Below are 21,183 nucleotides of genomic sequence, written 5' to 3'. Positions count from 1 at the left end.
GTTTCAGCCTGAATCCGCTTCCTGTTGTTTCAGTCCTATCATCCCGCGTTTTCCCAGCTCTCTTAAAAACAGGGTTACCGAAACTTCGGCTTCGTTCGGATGCATTCGGCTGATTTCGGAAAATCGTTGAATGATGTTCCATACGGAGCGTTTCCCGTTGATCAAATCCCAGACAATGGTCCCGAACTCGTCCAGTTCAATTCGCTTCATCAGGACCGAAGCTGAAGTTTTGCCGGTCAATCGCATCCATCCGGCCATCCAGGGCCGGTGCGGTATCGGACAGGTGACCACCACGTCTCCACTTTCAAGACGATTTTCGGTCGCCAGAACATGCCTGGCCGGAATACATGCCAATGCTTCAGATCGGCTTATCCGTGCCGGGCTGCCGGGCTTGTTTTTTTTTCTAAAGGCACACATAACCGGAACAGAGCCTCTTGAAACGAGTGAATTGGATCGGTCGCCGGGACAGCAGTTCAACCCCTGTGATACGACTTTCGGTTTCCTGATGACAGATCCGGATTTGCCGATACCGGCGACGGATTGAAACAGCGTACCACAAACGATATCTTAAATCCGTTGACGGGTGGGGCATCTCCCATTCCATAGTCTCTGGCTTTTCAGATATACGAACGATTTTCATTCGCGGAGAAATATTCAGAGTCTGGGCTGCAAACCGCGCCAATCCGCTGTCGCGGAGAAGATAAGACGCCGGTGCCCATCGATACAGGTTCAGTTGTTCCTTTTTTGAAGACACGAACCCCAGTTGAAAATTACCCGGCCTGAAATGGTAGTATGACAGCTCAAACTCATTCGGAATTACCGCATGGATATCGTACACACGCCAGCTGATCCGTTCTTTTGCGCATTGATCGACAAGAGAGGATAATACTGTCGAATTGACCGGATCAACACGTGGTGTTTCGGGCATAATAAATTGTATCAATATGACTTGGCGACAATCCCTGCAGGATAACAGCACGCCTGCACCCCCCAAACGCTTTCCTTTCCACCGGAAACAGGCCGCATCATCAAATCCGGCAACGGCTTCTTCCCAGACAGGGGGGATGGGGACAGGTTCAACGCAGGGACAAGTTCTACCCTGATTCCGGTTGATATCCTTCAGCAACGATTGCAATTTTACCGACCTGCCAGCGGGAATCCATTTGATTTCCAAGGCCGGCAGACCTCGATGCTCCAGCATCAGGTACTGTTTTCCGATCCGTGAAATTTCCCAGGCTGCCGGCACTGTCATATGGATACGGTTCCAGTCCATGGATTTCCACTCTGCCCGATTATATATCTCTTCCATGACAAATCCGTCCTTTGTTAAATCGCTCACTCGAGGCGCTTAAATTAACGCGATAGCGCGGACTAAGGAGCGCTGTCGTTTGAGGACCACTTCGTTTGAGGAGCGATTCGCTTGAGGCAAAAAACAAAAAACTTTTATCTTATAACATCCTCAAAGGCGCAAAGCTCCCACCCCCTTAGCCCTTAGCACTCAGTCCTTTTTTTCGGGCCCGATCATAACTTCGGCCATAGTTCCGAAGAGTGGCCGCGGAGTCCCGCCCGTTCCCGGCGTACGACATTGCACGATCCGGGGAAAAGTTGCCGGGGATGGGCGGGACGGAGCACGCGACAACGTGTCTGAACTTATGGATAGACACTACTCAGGGATAAAACGGTCCCAATCCACAGTATCCCTTGCACGAATCGGATGCCCGGCTTTTTCTGACGGGTCAGGCGCCGCCTTTGTTTGCTCAAAACAGTCCCGTTCTTTTTCAATCCAGTTGGTCATCGCCAGCTTAACGGAATTGCCCAGCTTTTCCTCCACGTCTTTTGTGTTGTGCTGAAGCACCAGACTGATTCTGTTCCGGTGTTCATCGACAAATGCCCATTTCCATGCGATGACAATATGGAACGGATCACCCAGCCATTCGGAAGGCTCCCCGAACCGCTGTTTATAGCGCTCCAGGAGCATCCCGTAAAATTTTTTACTGCTGTCGTCATATTTGAGTTTGATTCTGACGATCTTCCCCGGTTCCGCGCAGGCACCGTAATGGATCAGACCGCTTTTAAATCCCTGCATATGCCGGATTTCAACCTCCCGGATATACTCCATATGACGAATAGGCAAATCCGAGGCCATATTCAGCAGCTGCTGGTATTGCGAAATATCGGTTCCCAGCACAAAGCCTCCAATACCATGAGGCGCCTGCGCCCCGCACAGCCCATGCCCGAAAGCCGCCATCATGACAACCCACAACACCACTTTCATTTTCATATCGCCACCCATCCTTATAATCGCCTTATACCCCTTCGCCCCATACCCGCCTTCTCCCCCGTACCCTACACCTTACACCCTACTCCTTACTCCCTACTCCCCGTCCTCAATATGCCATACGGCTTAAAGACTTAATGATCAGCGCAAAGCTCATAGCAAACATCCCGGTCAACCCCATTCCGCAGGAAAACCCGGCCAGCAAAACCGGCGCGTACTGACGCCACATTTTCCCGTACCGTTTCAGAAAAAAATACCTGCCGGCCAATGCGCCGATGACTTCCAGAATCATACCGTGAGGTGTGCTCTGCCCGAGGCCCCTGACCACACCGTAAATCAACAGCACCGGAAGTCTGAAAAAATTCAGAATAAAATAGGTAATCGTGCCAAAACACAGACCAATCATCACATACCCCCCGTTTAACGCCTGGAAAAACAGGGAATTTCCCTCCAGGGTTGAGGTCTGCATCAGAAGTGTATTCAGCGCCTGAAGATGCCACAGCTCCTGGGCATAGGGATAACTGGCTGACGGAATCGGGGCCAGCCGCCAGATGAACTGGGAAAAGAGGAGGCTTGCCACTATGACTACCGGGAACACGACGATTTCGGCTTTTATGATCCCCCGGATACTGGTTCCGGTCAGCTCGATCTCCCGGAAATGTACCGTGGCTTCACCATAATTATGGATTGGAATCGGGGCGTACCATATCTCGATTCCCTGATAGCCGAAAAATCTCGCTCCGGCAATAAAGCTGGCTTCACGCACCAGCGGCAGGCTGACAAACTGCCCGGCTATTCCCTCCATGCGTGCCGTAACATAGGAAAGAATCGGCGTATATACGAAGCCGTAACCCAGAAAAAAAACCCAGGGGAATCCCGGCACCAACCATACACACAGCCCCACATAGGCGAGGGTCGATGCGACGTAGATACCTATGGCGATCCAGAAATTAAAATCCCCCCGCCCGGGCGGGGGATGAAACAGATCCGAAAATGCGCCCCGTTTCCGGCTGTCGCTTTCCCGGAAGGATCTGAGCACATACCATATCCCTACAGCGGCAATGGCCAGCCCCAGCCCGATTCCAAAACTCATGTAGAAATCAAAACTATTGGCGAACACGGTATCCACGGTTTCCATCCCCGGATGCCAGCGTTTGAGAATGCCGTGTTCGTACAGAATCGGATTGGCGATAATGGTGATGATCAGCCCCACAAGCCCACCGATCACTGCCCAGAAAGGCAGCACCATACCGATAAATATCAGCCCCATGTCCAGCTGAATGCCGGTGGCCACTGCCGGAAGCACTGCCTCGGTATACCGGGTCAGCTCCACCCACGGGATCGGAATCAGACGAACCGGCTCGGTAAAGATCAAACCGGATACCGTAGGCACCAGCACATAGATCCCCCCGAACACGAGCCCGATCATTCCTCCGATGGAAAACACTTTCCATTTCCAGCTTTTTTCCTTCTCTTCGGTGGATTCTGCCAGTGCCATGGTTCCCAGAGCGCCTACCGGAGCCATGGGAAAAGGCAGCTTTTCCACATCGGATGTGATTCGATACAACGCATAGCCCAGACCAAAATGATCGACCCGCTGAATCACCTGCGAGCCGACCAGCAACAAAATCGGAATCAGCCAGTCACGATGAAAAAAAGTCCGCTGGATCAACGCTTCCGATTCCGGACCGGGCGCCACCCAGGAAGGAATGAATTCGACCAGACCCAGCATTCTGGCTGCATCCGACTGAACAAGATACTGGTTCCACAGAAGCCCCTGAAAAGGAGAGGACAAGGCGGCACCGGCCATGTAATACAGAAGAAATATTTCCTGCTGTTTGAGTTCGGTATACGAACGCTTGGCAATTTCGGCAAACAGGATAATGGTGACCCAGCGTGCGGCAGGACCGATTCCCGTACCGATGACCAGCTGAAGATACATGCTGCCGGGCATCATCAAAAACCCGATAAAAACCGATCCGACAACGGTTTTCCAGTCAAACCCCTCCTCAAAATGATCCGGAGTTTTCAGCAGATCCCTGTATTCGTCAAGCTCCCTGTCATTATACATAATTTTGTCTGTCGGCTTATATCTGTTGATTGTCCCTCAAACCCGAAAGAGGGCCCCTCAAGGTCCGAAGGACCGATCCTCAAGCAAAGCGCTCCTCTTTATACCGGTAAAACTTGATAGCTGACATTCCCAAACAACCCCACGATAGCCCACACGCCCGCCATCAGCACATCGCCCATGATCAGCCCCACAAAAAAGTACCGGAGCTGCCTGAACAAGGCGATTCCGCCGTAACGCATGCACAGGGCATTACACATCCAGCCCACAAAAAAACTGAACCATAAAATTTGCATGGCTGAACTGTAGGCCATCAAATAGCCGACCGGATGAATCGGCCACCAGTAAAACCGGTGATAACAGACCACCAGCGCCAGCATGACCCCCGCCCCGGCCGCCGCGAAAAGCGTCACCCATCTGCCGGGGTCTACCGGCGTCTGTATCAGGGTCTGCACATTGTCATACACGGCCACGGTGGTCTGTATGGCCCAGTCCAGCTGAAGCTCCCGAATGCCGAACCGGTAACACAGACACAGCATAGCGACAAACGAGCAGAGAATCCCTGCCAGCAGAACAACCAGAATAGCACCAAATACCAACCGCCGGTTGCCGACATCCTGGGTAATCTTACGGGCATGAACCAGTGACGGCATCAACGATTCTCTCAGATCGACAAACAGCACCTTCTGGGTAACCGCGGCAACCACCATCGCCACCGGCGTAAAAAACTGTGCGCCGGCAACGGTCATGACCATATCGATCGGTGCCGCCGTCAGCGTAAAATAAGCGATGCCGCCCTGGCAGATGACGCGGCTTGCCACAACCATCACCATCAAAAAAGCACCCAGGAGCAGACAGGCGACCTTCACCGGCATGCCGAAATACCGGAACCAGAGGACAATACCGACAGCGCCTGCCACAAACCCCCAGAACGACAGCCGCAGGGAAAACCACTCGGTTTTTACCTGCGTGGACGGTTCCAATCCGAACGCCTGGCGCAGGACATCCATCAGGTGATACCGCGCAAGCCATACAATAAACACAAAAAATATGGCATACGCCCCTATCATCTGCGTTTCTTCCGGCCGGGAAAGCGTGGGGCCGAAGGTCACCCCCAATGCCGCGGCCGGAATATTATAACCCAGAACGCCGAGAGCCCCGATCAACAGCCCGCCCAATACGAAAAACAGCCAGAAGCTGAATGAAATCTGGCGAGAGGTCAGAAAAGCAAATCCGATAAACGCCGGGTAGATATAGAGTTTCAGCTTATAAAATCCTGAAAACAGACCATATTTGGAAAAATAGGGACCTGCCAATATCAAGGTCGGAATCTGGGGAACGCTTGGATAGTACGCATGAAGGCCATTTACCGTATGCAGGCACACCGGAACCAGAAACCCGGCCAGCAGAAAATAATTAAAAAACAATCGCCAGCCATCCCGTTGCTCCAGCGCATCTTCCATCAGGCGGGGAACCTGAAGCAGGGGAAAATTCATACGTTCATTGTGAATCCACTGACGGCTTAAGATATTCACCAGGCAGATCATCACCATGTAACACAGGATAATAAAGCTGCTCCAGACGGCAAGCGGCCCTATCCAGGATGACCAGGGAATGTTTGTGAACGTCTGCCACCACGACATCTGCCGCCCCCCGGGAAGGCCGTTATACAAACCGGCAATCGTATCCGGCTCCCGGGGGCACCAGCTTTTCGGAAGCAATGGCTGCAACTTGTCTTCCCACTGGTTTTCCACCGTGGCAAAGTGATAAGGCGCGGTCATGTTGACAAATAATGTCCGAACCAGGCCGGTATACGCGATGCCTGAAACCAGCACCATCAGGATCCATATGACGAGAAGCTCCCTGCCTGTCAGCGGCAGCCGTTTAAACCATCTGCCGACACCGGCCATGACCGGCATCAGCACCATCAGGATAAAAAACGGCGCCAGCGGAAAATGCCCTCCCCCGAGGGGTGTTGCCTGCCGGTACGCATTGTTGAACGGCGTCAGCAAACAGATAACAACGGCAAGAACCAGACCTGTCACCAGGGCCCGGACCCGTATCCTGTCATGTGCATAAAGCTCCCCGCCCGTTTCAGCAGGGTTGAGGGATTTTTTCGGGGAAAAATCGTCTGTCATAATAAAGCTGCTTTCACCGAAAGATTTTTCAGACCTGATCCTATCTTAAGCAACATTGAGTGCAAAGCATCCCCGTTGTAGTTCTTATGTGTCCATCGGCGTTAAGGGATGAGAAACTAAAGCGGACCTTGCCCGCACCCCAATTTCCATGGAATTGCCGTTACAAAAAACTCTTTAATTTTCTACCGCCCGTTCGCTTCGCTCTCTTGAGGCACAGCGCTCGCAGAGACAAAAAACCGCTGTTTCGAGGCTCTGCATCTCGAGCGAAGCGGGCGGTAACTATAAGGGGAAAATTCTTGTCTTTTTAACCATCCGCACTTTTGTTAAACAGTCGGACTGGATCATAACCGCGGCCATATTCTCTTACGTGTAGCTTCGAAGTCCCGGCCGTTGCCGGCGGACGACATGGCACGATCGGGGGAAAAGATGCCGGGGCCATGAAGTGTTAAGAAGCCCAAACAGTCGTTTGGTTCCTTTTCTGACCTTATCCGCGAGTATCCGCAGCAAAAAAATAAATTTCAGTCGCGGATTTTCTGCTCCTCCGCTCTGTCAAGCAGTGACTCATAATGCTGCTGCACCTCCCTGTCCAGAGATCGCCAGACCAGAAGCTGTTTGCGCAGTTGATGAAGAAACGTTCTGTTGATCCGTTTCCAGGCGTTGACCTCCCCCGAAAGTCTTATCATTTTAACCTTTATTTCCAGAAATCCGGAATCTTCCGCAGACGGACAAAACGACAGCTCAACCCGTTGCATGATCCCGAAATCAAACGGAGCCAGCCAGACGTTGGCATGAAATAAAAAACACGCTTGATCGCAGGCAATGGCCTCCGAAACCGAAAACTGTTCCCGCGCGTCCTTCGAAAAAACCGGCGAAGAAACCGGACAGGCAAAGTCATAGGCCAGATCTCCGGTCGAAAACATTCCATGTGAAACATTCTGATGTTCGTTAAAATACACGAACACATAAGCGCCGATACTTCGGTTTTCACCGTATTTCATCAAAAAGGGCAGGGTGACCTCAAGCACATTACCAACGGGTTCAGGCAGTGCCCATCCCCGGTTGACATCCGGAATCGCAATCCGGGACGCCACCCTGGACGGGTACAGAACCGATACCAGTACCACCAGAAAAACCAGCATCATAGCCGCCACACCCGTGAGTGAAGAGTAATTGACGGTAATCCCTTTCCACAAAGACGTTCCGGAAAACATCACGGCGGTCGTCTGGGCGAGGATATAGCCGAAGACTACGCTGATGACTGCAAACGCCATGGCTTCTGCAACAAACAGAAACGATACATGCGACGGCGCCAGTCCGACCGATGTGTACACGGCGATCTCCCGCTTGCGTTCATACACGCTGCCGACCATGGTATTGAGAACGATCAGGATGGAAATCAGAAGCGGGATGACAATATTGGGCATGCCGCTGTAACTCAATGTATCGCTGACATTATAGACAAAGGTGCCATCCGGCTGCCCTGCAAACAGCGTCAGTCCGAACCGGTCTATCAGCTGCCGGGCCATTTGCGAAATAGACGCGCCCTTATCCGGATAAACCGCCAGAGATTTAAAATTTCCCCCCATGGTCAACAATGTCTGACAGGGAATGATAATGGTTTGATCCGCGGGCAGGTGCTGGTAACGGCTTTGAAACGCACTGACATCCTCGCCGGATTCCATGGCTTCCTGCTCCACCTCGGTCATTTCCATGGACAGTTCGCCCGGGAAGGTAACCGGGGTGAGCGGTTCCCCGTCAAGATCCAGCCACTGATCATACGCATTGTCTGAAAAGGTGCCCACCACCTCAAACGCTTTCCCCCAGAGATACACCCGGACGCCTCCGGGCCCTGCCGGATCGATTCCAAGATATCGGGCCATCCGCTCGGGCAGGAGAATCGCGTTCCGGTCGTGTTCATTGAACCAGCGGCCTCCGGTCAGCATCCGGTCTCTGCCGGCCAGAAGCATTTCCCGGTACGACAGGCCCACCAGTCCCCTGCCCTCAAACACCCGGTCCTGAAACCGGACCGGCACTCTCACCGGCTGGGTTCGGTCCTCATTTTCCATCCAGACCCTTGGCAATGCCACAGCCCTGCCTTCAAAACTATCCGCCAGAATATCCAGAGACTCAACCGGCAGGTCATTCCAACCGACTCGTTTCAACAGCAGCCCATGATACGGTGATTGATTCTGGAATAAAATTCGTGAGTGACGCCGGACAGACTTGACCGACGTAAAGCTCATGATGGTAAAGGTCAGAATAATCAGGGTCATGCAGGTCAGCACCGTCCTGAGGCGTCGTCGACTCAGATTGCTCACCCCGAGAAAGAATGCCGCGGCAAACGCTTTCCAGCGACTGATCTCTTCGGCTCTCATATGCTTTGCCCGGCGCTGAAGCAGCATCATCTCCTGTTCAAACCGGAAAAAAATAATCAGCGTCACGACCAGCGACAGTCCCATGATAAAAAACGCCAGAATAACCACCATCGGACTGTAGGCCAGCTCAAATGCCGGATGGACGTGATATATCACCGCGATCAGAACAAGCAGAATCGCAAAAAACGCGATAATGCGTTTATGAATATCGGCATATGAAAACATCAGCCGCTCCATACTGAATGCAAATGGCACAAACAAAGCAATGTAAAACAGCACCCCCAGCAACACATCTTTCTGGGTGGCATCCACATGATCATAGACCCGGCTGGCCAGGGCCCATGACCGGCGGGCCGAATCAAAAAACCGGTCATATTCCATAGCAGCTAAATACCCGCGGGCGCTGGCTAACGCGGCCTGGCCCTCCTGCTGGATCTGACGGATTTGCTCATCGGCGACCCCATGGCGTTCAAGGTTTTCAATCCGCGGACCCAGCAGCACCCACATGTCCTGCGCCACCATAAACTCGGTCCGGTGAATGCAGGGCCACTCATCGACCCGATAACCGGTGCCCTCCGGTTGACGTTCCGAAGCATGGGTCAGAATCATCTTTTTGGTCAGCATCGTATCAGACAGTGTCATTTTGAGCCGGCTGCCGCTTTCCAGATAAATCGATGAAACAACCGAGGCGCGGGTATCGATCCGGCTGTACCAGTACCGCGCGGGAGGGGCGTCGCGTCGCCCGTCAATGAGCTGAATCTTTGTCAGATATCTGAAACTGCGGGGCTCGAGCAGATTGAACAGAGTGGTCTGTCTGCAGGCAAACATCACCAGATTGGTTTCCATGAACCGACGGCTCATTTTGATGCGATAAGCGTCTTTACCGGTTTGTTTCTTATCGATCGCCCACACGACCGCACCGGTTACCGGATCAAACCGGTATCCCTCGATGATGACCTTGTCCAGCACATGTTTTTTATCAGCAACACCATGCAGATAAAATCTGCCCATCGCATCCACCCGGGCATAATATCTGCCCCGGCCCTGGTAACACATCAGGATGGTACCCGGCGCCGGCTGATCGGCAAACAGCTCACCGTGCCGGATAAAATTGGCCCGCCCGGTCACAGAGGCAAATCCCTGTCTGAGAAGCTTATCCCCCACCCGCACGGGCGACTCGGCCAGCTGTTTCAACAAAGCGCATATCAGCGCGCTTTGCCGGATGCCATTGCGGTCATCGACCTGATCCATCCGGTCATCAGGCGTTCCCCATCGCTGTCTGGCATCATTTACGGTGGCCAGCGTCAAACCCACATACCCGGCCAGCGCGCTGACTTCTCCGCCCATAAAGGGCTTATCCGGGAAAAAACTCTGCCACGGCCGGAGACGGTTTGGACGAAGCGTATCCTGAAACAGATTCCCCGGCATGGTCGTCTGCTGAACCTTTGCGGCCGCCTGAAGCAGCATGTCATTGATAGCGCTGTAGGCCTCGACCCGGTTGATGTCGGATTTTAATGAATAAAGCCAGCCCCGGTTAAACGCACCTGCCCCCGCCCCATGGCTGGAAAGGTGAAGCGATATCACGGCGACCGGCTCACGTTCTACGACCCGTGCCCTGAACTGCCGGGCGCTTTTCAGATGATTCAGCTGGCCTGTGGCATCGGTGATGATCTCCTGATGATCTGCCGCAACCAGAGGAATCAGCCGGCGCATTTCATTTTGTTCTTCATTGGAAAGATCTGAAAATGCCGAGCGCCACCCCATCCGTCTGAGCAGAAGCCTCCGGCGAGCCAGCTGCTGTATAGTTTGCTGGTTCGAGGCATCTGAATTCTGAAGTCGAAGCCGCATGAGCTCCCTTGATATCTCATCGACCTCTGTTTTTATTCGCTCGGATACCGCCCCTGCAAACAGGGCATCTGACCTGGCTTCGGACAGGTTCTCTATCGAAACCCGCTGAAGCGAGATCATCACCGCCCGACTTTTTTCAACCATCGCACTGAGCTGTTTCTGGAGCTCCCGCATATTCCTGGTGGGGGTTGAAATACTCCATATCATTTCACGCATCCCGGCCAGGGTCTGTGCATGACCAGCGGTCGCCACCAACAACACGGCACGACCCGGAGGATTACGCTTCAGGGTGCGGGCCAGATCCAGCAGCGTGGCAATGCTGCAGGCTTCATCCGCGCCCGGCGAACGGCCCGAAACCATGGCGGTACTGTCATAAAAAGCCTCCACGATCATCATCTCGCTGTCCAGCTTCGGATCCGTACCGGGAATGAGGCAATACACATTTTCCGCCTCCACATCCTCCCATCGCATGTTACTGGTCAACCGGATCAGCGGTGAAACCCGGCCGTCGGGAGCCGTTTGAACGTCACCGAACACCTGTTGTATCTGCTCGAGGCTACTCCAGAAACAGGGGAATTCAACTGGCGAAAGTTCGACTTTTTCTTCAAACTGCTCCCGAAATACATTTCCCCTGTCAATATAAATCAATGCCCTGGCGCCGAGGCTGGCCGCATGCAGCCAGTTTTTCCCCGAATCCATCTCCATCAGTATCACGGCGCCTGAAACCGCCTTGCCGTTAAATTCGGCCAGTGATCCGGACCCCACATAAAACAGCGGCCCTTCCATCCCCGGCGGGGGTATGGTTTCCGGGGTAATCACATTGTACCGGAATGCGGCGATCTGTATTTTTTCCCCGCTGCCCGGAACCGATAAAGTGCTGCCGTAATGACGGACTACCGGAGTGGAAAACAACTGGGTCCCGGTCTGATCATACCCGAGACCCGAAAAGGTGTTCCGGATATAGTCAGCAGCTTTGCCGCATCCCGGCGTGCCGGTACTCCGATCCCCCATGGCTGACAGGATGGCAATAGAATTCATGAAGCCGGATTCCGCGATTTCGGCAGCCGCTACGCTGTGAGACGCGCCCTGCAGGATCAAAGCGCACCACACGGCCGCAAGTACCTTTGACAGCGCCCTATGGCTTATGAAATGGCAGACCCGGGTCATTGGCTGGCTCTCATCCTTTTTGCTTCCGTCTTTTACTGCCTATAAATTTATTATCAGAAAAACCCATGATTACGGACCGTCTCCAATCTTCACCGATCCGTTCCGGCAACGCTACCTGCTTTCAACTTCACCGACGGAAATGGACAGCTCATGGCGGCTTTCTATCTTTTCCACCCGGCCATCCCTGATCCATACAACCCGATCCGACACATTGAGCATCTTGATATCGTGGGTGGCGGATATAACGGTCACATGACGTTCCTGACTGAGATGCTTGAGAAGTCTGATGATTTCCTCTCCGGTAGTCAAATCCAGATTTCCTGTGGGTTCATCCGCCAGGATGATGGCCGGATCGTTTGCGAGCGCCCGGGCCACGGCAACACGCTGCTGCTGACCGCCAGAAAGCTCAAACGGTTTATGGCGGAACCGGTCGCCAAGGCCTACCATCTCCAGCAAACGGATTCCTTTCTCAACGGCTGCATCGTTGCTCATACCGGAAAAAATCATGGGTAATGTCACATTCTCTAAGGCCGTCATGACCTGAATCAGATTGAATGTCTGAAAGATGTAGCCGATTTTCCGACATCGGAGCCATGCCAGCTCATATGCGTCCAGTTGCGCGATGTCGACCTCATCGATAAACACTTTGCCGGAAGTCGGTTTATCCAGCCCGCCGATCATGTTGAACAACGTGCTTTTCCCCGATCCGGAAGGTCCCATGATCGAAAGATATTCACCCACGGTGATCTCCAGCGATATACCCTTGAGTGCCTGCAGCTGTGTTTTCCCGAGCCGGAATGTTTTGGTGACGTCATGGACGCGAACAATACGGTGAGCTGTGTTCATGATGAGTTACCCGTCATTTTTTTTCGAAGGGTGTCAGAGATGTAATTCGGATTTTTCCTTATAAAAAATTTAATCTCACGCAAAGGCGCAAAGGACGCAAAGGGTTTGTCTTTATTTACCCGTGATTTGTCTCATACAAGATTTTATTACATTAACAAAAACAACAAGATGGATTATTTGTTTAAAGTCATACCCACATTGCCGCTTCATTCCGAAGGCAACCGGACACAACTCAACTCCAGTAAGAATTTTTTGCGCCTTTGCGCCTTTGCGTGAAAATTATTTTGTCTCGACTTGACTGAATCAAAAATGGCTTTAAATCGTAAAAACAAAATTTCCAATCAATTACTGTTCAACTCGCATGGCTTCCACCGGCCGCATTCTGGACGCCACCACAGCCGGATACAGGACACCCAAAAGACTCAATATAAACCCGATGCCGGTTGCCAGGCACACGGATTGTGCCGCAGATGCCCATGAAAGACTGGCGATGGCTACCGGACCGATTCTGATCCATGCGTTGATCAAAGAAAATCCGCCTCCGACGACAGCGCCCAGCCCGCCTCCGATCAGCCCCTGTATCCCGGCTTCCAGAAGAAACAGCCGGAGGATGAACCGGTCCAGCGCCCCAAGGCATTTCATGGTTCCGATCTCCCGAAACCGTTCGGTAACGGCCATCAACTGGGCATTTACAATCCCGACCATACACACCAGCAGAGAAAGCGCTACCAGCCATCGCTGTTTGGGACTGCTTGCGGCTGAGGTATCCTCCGCCTCAAGATCATATCCCGAACGGACAAGTGCCGGTCTCAACAAGGGATCTCCGGTAGCCAGAAGCCCGCTGGTGATATCGATGTTCACGTTGATAAAACTGAAAAACGAAACAGCCAGCACCAGACTCATCGTTGTGATGGCGGATCTGAAAAACCGGACCCGGATACTTTCAAACGCGATGCTGACCGATGTCTTAAACGGCAGCACCACCAGACGGTTGACGGGAAGTTGTCTATGCCCGGGTTGATTGGAAATCATTTCGGCGCTCCTGGCCCTACAAGCGCTACATACTGATATAACTTATTATATTGCCAATAGACATCATTCATTAAAAAACGATATTGTAATAAAATTAATCTCACGCAAAGGCGCAAAGGCGCAAAGTTTTTGTTTTTTTCATCCATGATTTTTTTCAGACCAGTTTTTTATTTTAACAAGAGCAATAAAATAACTCGCTATCGCGTGGGCTTAGGACCGCTATCGCTTGAGGAGCACTTCGTTTGAGGCAAAAGATAAAAAGCAAGAGGCTTTTATCTGATAACATCCTCAAGGAAGGAAAGCTCCCGGCCCTCAAATTGGACACGATTCCTCGTGCCCCTACACCAGTTTTTCTCTGTGAACTCTGTGTGCTCTGTGGTTAAAAAAAGGTTTCAAACAAAACTCCTTGTCTAAATCATCAAAAGCACCCTCTCCTGTCCTTCAGCAACTTTTTCTGAAAAGGAAAAATTCACCACAGAGCGCACAGAGGACACAGAGAAAGATCGAAAAGTATCCATTTACATGGATCTGGTGATCATTTACCTATTCTCCTTTTGCGTTTTTTGTGACTCTTTGCGGCTATCAATCTTTGCGCCTTTGCGTGAAAATTATTCTGCTCCCGGCTCGAAGTGTGGGCTGACAAGATTTCAGAAGGATATACATAATTTCCCTACGCCAGATCCTTCAGATGCATCGCCAACAGTTCCCGGCGGGTTGAAATAATCCGGCAAAGATGTTTCAGAAAATAAAATGCGGCATTATTCATTCGCTGGTGGTGGATCATGATTCCACAGAATCCGCATGAAATCGCCTGATGAATCTCGCCCAACAGATTTTCCCATCCCTGTTCGGACCGGATTTCTTTTCGTGTGTGAAGATCGACGTTGACCGGAATATCCGGCAACCCATCCGGAGGCGGGCAGCAGCTGCCCCGGCTTCGCGATACGGCATGGTATTCCAGGTCTTTGAGCTGCTGAAGCGTTGTCACATCACAACGGTTCCAGGGGGGCGTAAATGCCGGATAAAAATCCGGTCCCAGGAGGATTTGAAGCCGATACCGCCCTTTTTCAAGATCCGCCGTGATATCCTCCCGGCTCCGGCTGGCGCCGAATTCACTTTTTTTCCCGGCGGGTTCATGGTTGACATGCCGCCAGCCATGCTGGTGCCAGCACCACAGCGCCCTTTCACCTGCCCCGGATTTTCTGAGATCTGCCCACCGGGCGGGCGTAACCCATGCCGGCACAACGGCCAGTGAAAGCGGCAGTTGATGTGCCAGAAACAACGCCATCAACCGGTCAAAGCTGTTGCCCGGAACCGCCACGTCATCGGCCCTGAAAAAAATGGTAACGGGCCGGGCGGATCCGGCCCGGTCAATGGCCGCAGCCACCGTACGTTCAAGCCGGGAAACCATATCCGATGGAAGGTCCAGCCACAGAGAAGATACGCTCACGCCCATGAGATCCTTTCCCGGCCCGATGGATCAGTACCAATCGGATTCATTCGCAGCCGCACCCATCCGGCCGTATGCTCAGCGCCCTCAAGATCAATGTCCACCGGCCCGGGTTTGGGTTGCGAAAGCATCCGGGCCATCTGCCGGGATAAAGACACGGGTTTAAGATCCTGATCCTCAAGCACGTCAATCCATCCATATCGGGCCAGTCGCTCTGCCCGTATCCGCTGTTCCCGGTTTTGAGCAAACGGCAGGAGAAGCGCCGGGGTCCGAGCCGCCAGAACATTCATGCAGGTGTTATACCCGGCCATGCTCACCGAAAGGTCGGCTGCCGCAATCAAAGACAGAAATTCCGGATCAAACCGCCTCACGGCAATCCGGTCATCCGTAAGGGATAGCAGCTTGCGGTAGTCCGCCGCCGGCATGAACGGGCCTGACACCATCTGCAGACGAACCGCCTGCCCGGATTTCATCTCCCTGACTGCGTTTGCTACGGCTTCCAGAAGGCGGCAACCCACCTTTCCGCCGCCGGCACTGACCACCACCAGCGCCTGATCCTCTTCGATGCCAAGCCGGTCTCGGGTCATTGCCCGTGCCGCCGGCGGCGGTTTTGATGCCACAAATCCGGTATAGGCCACCTCAATGGCGATATCATTCATCCGGCAAAATGTTTCATCGAGCGTCAATATCCGTGGATCGGAATGGATCAACAGCGCGTCAAAACTACGATTCAGGCGTTCAGCCACCCGGCGCTCATATTTTTCCGCATTTTCCTTCTCCACGAGAATATCTCTCAGACTGCATACGACCCGACACGGTAAAAGTTTTCCATTTTTGATGCCATCGAGGACCGGTTCCAGTTCAAACCGAAACGCCCGGCGCCCGAACGGATAGAGTTCAATCAGAAACAAATCCGGTGCTTCGTTTAAAAACAGATCATACAGCTGCCGCGATCTTTCCTGTTTGACGCTCTCCAGACTTTTACCGGACTGAACCGGTGACAGATTCTGAAATTGGGTATCCATCATCAGCCCGGCCTGTCGAACCAGCCGCACGTGGGCAGGAAAATCCACCTGAATTCCGGGTCCGCCGCTCACCAGAAGCACCGGTTGAGGCGCCAGTGCCCGGCAGATTTCCAGACTCCTGAAAAAATGGCCGATCCCGAGAACATGCTGACAATAGTAGATAATTTTCATTTATTCCAGTGGTAGCGCATTGATCTGCGCCTTGAATTCGTTGTGTTCATATATGAGCCAGTGCAGATGAAACGGCTGGATCAGTTTTTTCTCCGACGGAAGAAACTGCCTGCCACAGATCCGATACAGCAGGCATTTGATGACGCCTTCATGGGTCACGATGAGAATGCGTCTGCCCCGGTTATCACGGATGATGTCGTTCAGAACCCTCATGCTTCTTTCCCGTGCCTGGTTTCTGGACTCACCGCCCGGAGGGCAAAATCGCCATCCCGATTGTACCTGCCGGCGCAGGAGGTCAGGCGCTTCTTTCTGAATCTGAGCCAGGGTTTTACCTGTCCAGCTTCCCCAATTCTGTTCTCGAAGCCGGTCATCTGCCGCCAGGGGGATCTTCAGGTGTTGATTCATCAATTCTGCGGTTTTCAGCGCTCTTTGGCTGCTGCTCGAGCACATGGCATCCCAGGAAAGCCGGCTCAGCCGCTGGCCCCACGCCCGGGCCAGCTCTTCGCCTTCGGGAGTCAGAAGGACATCCCGGCGACCCTGAATCCGTTTTTCCCGGTTCCATTCCGTCGGGGCATGCCTTACCAGCCCAAACCGGAATGCAGGCGTCGTTTCTTTCATGAATTTTATCCTGACGGACTTTTTTTGACGGGATGACCGGAACAATCCGAATCCATCATCGTTTCACGCAAAGACAATCGGGAAGCCGAAAGGCGATTCAAAATAGCCTCCACCTGCTGATAATTTATGTCCAGATCATGCTCGGTCCGCACGTATTTTTTGGCATTATCTCCCATAATCCGCCGCAGAGCCATATCGGATATCAGCCGTTCCATGGCCTTGACATAGACGTCCATATCAAATACCGGCACCAGAAAGCCGGTCTTTTGATCCTGCACCACCTCCGGGATTCCGCCGTTTAAAAAGGCAACCACCGGAAGCCCGCATGACTGCGCTTCGAGGAACACCATCCCCAGAGATTCGCGAATTCCCGGAAAGGCGAAAATGTCTCCGGCACTGTAAAACCGGTACAGATTATTCCGGTCAATTTTCCCGACAAAACGGACCCTGCCGGGAAGGCAGTCGTCCGCCAGGCGACGGAGCGTTTTTCTTTCCTTCCCGTCTCCGGCGATCACCAGAAAACCGGGCCTCCCGTCTTTGAACAGCGCTGCACATGCCCGGATCACCCAGGCCAGTCCCTGTGATTTGACGCCGGGCCTGAACATGGCCGCTGAAACAATCACCGGGGCATCACCCACATTCCATTGCTGCCGAAGTTCGGCCCTGGCATCGGCGCTGAAGGCAAAACGGTCCGGAAAGATGCCCGGTTTAATGTACGTGAGATCGCCGGGCAATATGATCCGGTTCAGGTTATCCAGATCTTCCCTCCGGTTGGTAAACACATGCGCGGCTGCACGCAGGGCGATGGTGTTGAGTTTAAACCCGGGCCTTGTCCGCCAGTGCCGTTTGCGTCTGGTCGAATATATCCCCTGGAAAACGATATAGAAAATATTCGTCCGGCTGGAAACAAATGGCCCCAACACATCCGGTGCCTTATAATAGGTATGATAGGTCAGCCACAGATCCGGCCTTGCCCGCCGTACATACCGGACCGTCCGGGCCCGGTCCCGCAATACCCGGGGCCACAACCAGAATTTCCAGAAAATCCATCGCATCCGGACCGAAGGTGCCGGCCATATCTGATGCCCCCGCCGCTTTAAAAATGAATACAACCCGCTGGCAATGACCAGATCGCCGGATGGGGTCTGGCAGTCCAGGGGTTTAAAGGGTGTACAGAAACAGATCCGCATATGTTTTGTTTCCGGTTTAACTGGCTGTTGATGAGAATACGTCGGTTGGTTTCACACAAACCGAAAAAAAGCATCTCACGCAAAGGCGCAAAAAAATACATCACGTTTTAATTACCTTTTATAATCCCCGCAGGGAACACCCACGTATCGCCGCCCTGCGGGGGCTTTAGAAATATTGTTTATATCGTTATCCACGGGCTCCCGCCCGTGGCTACGGTGTTCCGCCCTCTGCGAGGGCTCTTTCGCAAAAAAGCCACCCGTTGTTGTCGTTCCATTCCCGCGTTGGGTCTTGATCATAACAACGACCATATTTTCGTGCGTGCAGTCTCAGCCCCAAATCCCTTTTGCGCCTTTGCGCCTTTGCGTGAGACATTTTTTTCAAACCATTCGGTGTGCTCACAAAATCAGGGGGGTCCGGAATTTACAAAGCTCAAAACGCATAGTTGTATATTTTCTGTGCCGGATCAGACTGTAGGATTTTTCCGGATTCCGGGCTGTTCGGAAAGGACACAACCCCTTCCTTCCGATAGATACCGGCCAGCTGCTGGATCAGTTTCCGGTTGTCAAAGTGCTGCTGAACGTTTTCTCCTGCCAACCGAATGATACGCTGTCTCAGAGGGATATCGGTCAGCAGTCGAATCATGGCCTCTGCCAATTGCTCGGGGTTTCCGGGCGGCACCAGCAGCCCGGTCCGTTCATGTTCGATCAGCTCCGGAATGGCTGAAATCCGGGTCGCCACCACCGGAACTCCCATGGCCATGCTTTCCATGAACACGTTGGGAATTCCATCGATGTCACCGTTCGGCGCCGTTTCACAACCCAGGACAAACAGATCGGCCCGTCGATAATGTTTCAGAACCTCATGATGGGGCATCGTTCCGAGCCAGCGGGTGACATGACCGATGTTCTCCTCCCGGATCAGGGACAGAATTTTCTCCCTGTCTTCTCCATCGCCGATCAGGGTGTACTGAACCGGAACATTCAGATCACAGAGCCTTCGAATCGCCTTGATAACAACCGGCAGTCCTTTTTTGGCTGTCAGCCGGGCCACCGTCACGATCTGAAAAGGCGGGGCCGGGGCCATAGGCGTATCGATGGATTTATGAGGCATCTGACTCGCGAACAACTCCAGATCAATGCCGTGATAAACGCGATAGACCGGGGCTGCTGAATCCGGCAACAGCCCCTGAAGGTAATGTTTATTGTATTCTGTGCAGGTCACCACGAAACGGGCCATCTGCATCTTTTCCGCCAGTTGCCTCGGATCAGAGGTATAGATGTCTTTGGCATGGGCCGTAAAGCTGAATCCCAGACCGCTGAGGAGGCTCGCATACAGGGCGACCGATGTCGGAGAATGGGCAAAATGGGCATGCAGGTGAGTGACACCGCTTTGCGGCAGCAACCGGTGAACCAGGTATCCGGCCTGAAGCAAATGCTTCACGGTGGCCAGTTTCCGGGTTCTGCGAAACCGGCGCCATGCCAACCGCATCGCACGCAAATACAGCCGGGGGATTTGTCCTGCCAGCAATCCATTGTGATAAAGCAACCGGGGCAACGGCCTTAAAAGGGTTTCCGGCAGATAATCCACCGCTGCACGGATCTGCCTGACGCTGTCATGGCAAAAAGGCTCCCGCGGCTGACGCATGGAAAACAGCCGGATTAAAAATCCCAGGCGCTCCAGCAGCAATATTTCATTGGAGATGAACGTTTCGGAAATTCTCGGATATCCTTTGAGGATCATCCCCAGAACCGGTTTTTGAATTTTGTCCATTATGAAATGTTTTAAACCTTTCTATCCGCTTTTTCATGGTATCCAGCCCTGTCAGACGAAACCGGGAGATGGCCTCAAGCCTGGGCCCGGGAGATTCGAGCATCTCGATGATTTGTCTGCCAAGCGCTTCGGGCGAAAGCGCATTCCACGGAATATAATCCGCCAGCTGGTGCTGTTTGAACACCCGGGCCCGAATCAACTGCTCTTTTCTGGGGGTGTCCCGGGGGATCACGAGCGCCAGGGTTTTCTGTGCGAGAATCTCACAAAGCGTATTGTACCCTCCCATCGTTACCACCAGATCCGCTGCCGCCAGTATTTCCTCCATCTTCCTGAAAAACCGGCAGCTGATCACCCCAAGCCGCCTGGCCCGTTCAAAAACCATCTTTCGTTCCTGTTCGGGCATAAAGGGGCCCGTGATCAGTACGCTCTGAAAGGAAACTTTGCCGGATGCCCGTTCCAGCATCGTCAGGTAGGCATCCATCACCGGATATCCGTCGCCGCCCCCCCCGGTGGTGACCACTACCAGTTTTTCGCCATTTTTGAACGCATAGGTCTTTTTCATCTTTCGGGACGCATCCTGATCCGTAATCTTTCGGGGAATATATCCGGTAAAGCAGCTGTGCCGTGCCACGGATTCGGGAATCGCGTATTCCCGGATCGAATCATAAAAATGTTGAAGCCCGTAAATCCAGACTTCACTGTAAAGGCTGTCGAGCACCTCATAGATGCCTTTGCGCGTCCAGTCGTTTCGAACGGTTTTGGCATCGTCCATAATATCCCGAAGACCCAGCACCGTCCGGGCCCTCGGCAGATTCCGGCGCATCCATTCGAGCGTTGGCAGAACCTCCTTTTTCAGACCGAGCGGTTCCTTGTCCACGATAAACAGATTCGGCTGGAAGCTTTTCGCCGTCGCCTTGATGATGCTGCTGCGAATATTGAGGGCATGTTCCGAATTGATTTTGATGGAAAGCGGCAGATACTCTTCATTGGTCTTTTTAATCATTCCCGGAATTCTGACAAAATCCACATGATCCGGAAACGCAAACCTGCCGGCAATGGGGGAGCCCGTCAAAATAAGGATATTTGTCGACGGCCCCCGCAGATGGGAAGCAATGGCCATGGTTCTGCGGATGTGGCCAAGGCCGTAGGTGTCATGGGAGTACATTAAAATATTGTAGGTGGAATTTCGGCCCATCGATGGTTCCG

Annotated in this window: 14 protein-coding genes; all 14 read right to left on the bottom strand. The window is 52.9% G+C overall.

Annotated features, from left to right (window positions below):
* Positions 1-3: 3 nt before the first annotated feature.
* The 14 genes from PHQ97_09055 to PHQ97_08990 all read right to left on the bottom strand — a co-directional run bounded on the left by PHQ97_09055 (position 4) and on the right by PHQ97_08990 (position 21,172).
* The gene (locus PHQ97_09055) at positions 4-417 is read right to left on the bottom strand and encodes a PqqD family protein (GenBank protein ID MDD4392877.1); all 414 of its coding nucleotides are present in this window, start codon (positions 415-417) and stop codon (positions 4-6) included.
* Positions 404-1,309, bottom strand: coding sequence for a hypothetical protein (locus PHQ97_09050; protein ID MDD4392876.1), 906 nt, complete (start codon positions 1,307-1,309; stop codon positions 404-406). The genes PHQ97_09055 and PHQ97_09050 overlap by 14 nt, the downstream gene beginning before the upstream one ends.
* A gap of 354 nt (positions 1,310-1,663) precedes the next feature.
* Complete coding sequence (locus PHQ97_09045; GenBank protein ID MDD4392875.1) at positions 1,664-2,281, bottom strand: hypothetical protein; 618 nt, start codon at positions 2,279-2,281, stop codon at positions 1,664-1,666.
* Between the two features lie 106 nt (positions 2,282-2,387).
* Complete coding sequence (locus PHQ97_09040; protein MDD4392874.1) at positions 2,388-4,349, bottom strand: peptide transporter; 1,962 nt, start codon at positions 4,347-4,349, stop codon at positions 2,388-2,390.
* 98 nt (positions 4,350-4,447) lie between these two features.
* Positions 4,448-6,484, bottom strand: a complete 2,037-nt coding sequence (locus PHQ97_09035; GenBank protein ID MDD4392873.1) for a hypothetical protein — start codon at positions 6,482-6,484, stop codon at positions 4,448-4,450.
* Between the two features lie 518 nt (positions 6,485-7,002).
* On the bottom strand, positions 7,003-11,745 hold the full coding sequence (locus PHQ97_09030) for a peptide ABC transporter permease (protein ID MDD4392872.1): 4,743 nt from the start codon (positions 11,743-11,745) through the stop codon (positions 7,003-7,005).
* A 240-nt stretch (positions 11,746-11,985) separates the two neighbouring features.
* A complete protein-coding gene (locus tag PHQ97_09025) occupies positions 11,986-12,720 on the bottom strand; it encodes an ABC transporter ATP-binding protein (protein ID MDD4392871.1) in 735 nt (244 codons plus the stop codon).
* A gap of 345 nt (positions 12,721-13,065) precedes the next feature.
* Positions 13,066-13,752, bottom strand: coding sequence for an FtsX-like permease family protein (locus tag PHQ97_09020; GenBank protein ID MDD4392870.1), 687 nt, complete (start codon positions 13,750-13,752; stop codon positions 13,066-13,068).
* 670 nt (positions 13,753-14,422) lie between these two features.
* A complete protein-coding gene (locus tag PHQ97_09015) occupies positions 14,423-15,208 on the bottom strand; it encodes a polysaccharide deacetylase family protein (protein MDD4392869.1) in 786 nt (261 codons plus the stop codon).
* Entirely contained in the window at positions 15,199-16,398 is a 1,200-nt protein-coding gene (locus tag PHQ97_09010; GenBank protein ID MDD4392868.1) for a glycosyltransferase, read from the bottom strand. Before PHQ97_09010 ends, PHQ97_09015 begins: the two co-directional genes overlap by 10 nt.
* On the bottom strand, positions 16,399-17,016 hold the full coding sequence (locus PHQ97_09005; GenBank protein MDD4392867.1) for a histidine phosphatase family protein: 618 nt from the start codon (positions 17,014-17,016) through the stop codon (positions 16,399-16,401).
* 5 nt (positions 17,017-17,021) lie between these two features.
* Positions 17,022-18,206 (bottom strand): glycosyltransferase family 4 protein, encoded by a 1,185-nt coding sequence (locus tag PHQ97_09000; protein MDD4392866.1) that lies wholly within the window; start codon positions 18,204-18,206, stop codon positions 17,022-17,024.
* 430 nt (positions 18,207-18,636) lie between these two features.
* The gene (locus PHQ97_08995) at positions 18,637-19,977 is read right to left on the bottom strand and encodes a glycosyltransferase family 4 protein (GenBank protein ID MDD4392865.1); all 1,341 of its coding nucleotides are present in this window, start codon (positions 19,975-19,977) and stop codon (positions 18,637-18,639) included.
* Complete coding sequence (locus tag PHQ97_08990; GenBank protein MDD4392864.1) at positions 19,898-21,172, bottom strand: glycosyltransferase; 1,275 nt, start codon at positions 21,170-21,172, stop codon at positions 19,898-19,900. Before PHQ97_08990 ends, PHQ97_08995 begins: the two co-directional genes overlap by 80 nt.
* Between the last annotated feature and the right edge of the window lie 11 nt (positions 21,173-21,183).

It is taken from the genome of Desulfobacterales bacterium, from assembly GCA_028704555.1.
Lineage (GTDB): Bacteria > Desulfobacterota > Desulfobacteria > Desulfobacterales > JAQWFD01 > JAQWFD01.
Note: the sequence above shows the minus strand (reverse complement) of the source record. Positions and strands in the feature narration are given on the sequence as shown.

Bases quoted from the DNA above. Each gene is read 5' to 3' on its own strand.
- PHQ97_09035 (MDD4392873.1), bottom strand. From the start codon at position 6,484: ATGACAGACGATTTTTCCCCGAAAAAATCCCTCAACCCTGCTGAAACG.
- PHQ97_09000 (MDD4392866.1), bottom strand. From the start codon at position 18,206: ATGCGGATCTGTTTCTGTACACCCTTTAAACCCCTGGACTGCCAGACC.
- PHQ97_09015 (MDD4392869.1), bottom strand. From the start codon at position 15,208: ATGGGCGTGAGCGTATCTTCTCTGTGGCTGGACCTTCCATCGGATATG.
- PHQ97_09020 (MDD4392870.1), bottom strand. From the start codon at position 13,752: ATGATTTCCAATCAACCCGGGCATAGACAACTTCCCGTCAACCGTCTG.
- PHQ97_08995 (MDD4392865.1), bottom strand. From the start codon at position 19,977: ATGGACAAAATTCAAAAACCGGTTCTGGGGATGATCCTCAAAGGATAT.
- PHQ97_09005 (MDD4392867.1), bottom strand. From the start codon at position 17,016: ATGAAAGAAACGACGCCTGCATTCCGGTTTGGGCTGGTAAGGCATGCC.
- PHQ97_09030 (MDD4392872.1), bottom strand. From the start codon at position 11,745: ATGAATTCTATTGCCATCCTGTCAGCCATGGGGGATCGGAGTACCGGC.
- PHQ97_09025 (MDD4392871.1), bottom strand. From the start codon at position 12,720: ATGAACACAGCTCACCGTATTGTTCGCGTCCATGACGTCACCAAAACA.
- PHQ97_09040 (MDD4392874.1), bottom strand. From the start codon at position 4,349: ATGTATAATGACAGGGAGCTTGACGAATACAGGGATCTGCTGAAAACT.
- PHQ97_09045 (MDD4392875.1), bottom strand. From the start codon at position 2,281: ATGAAAATGAAAGTGGTGTTGTGGGTTGTCATGATGGCGGCTTTCGGG.
- PHQ97_09055 (MDD4392877.1), bottom strand. From the start codon at position 417: ATGTGTGCCTTTAGAAAAAAAAACAAGCCCGGCAGCCCGGCACGGATA.
- PHQ97_09050 (MDD4392876.1), bottom strand. From the start codon at position 1,309: ATGGAAGAGATATATAATCGGGCAGAGTGGAAATCCATGGACTGGAAC.
- PHQ97_08990 (MDD4392864.1), bottom strand. From the start codon at position 21,172: ATGGGCCGAAATTCCACCTACAATATTTTAATGTACTCCCATGACACC.
- PHQ97_09010 (MDD4392868.1), bottom strand. From the start codon at position 16,398: ATGAAAATTATCTACTATTGTCAGCATGTTCTCGGGATCGGCCATTTT.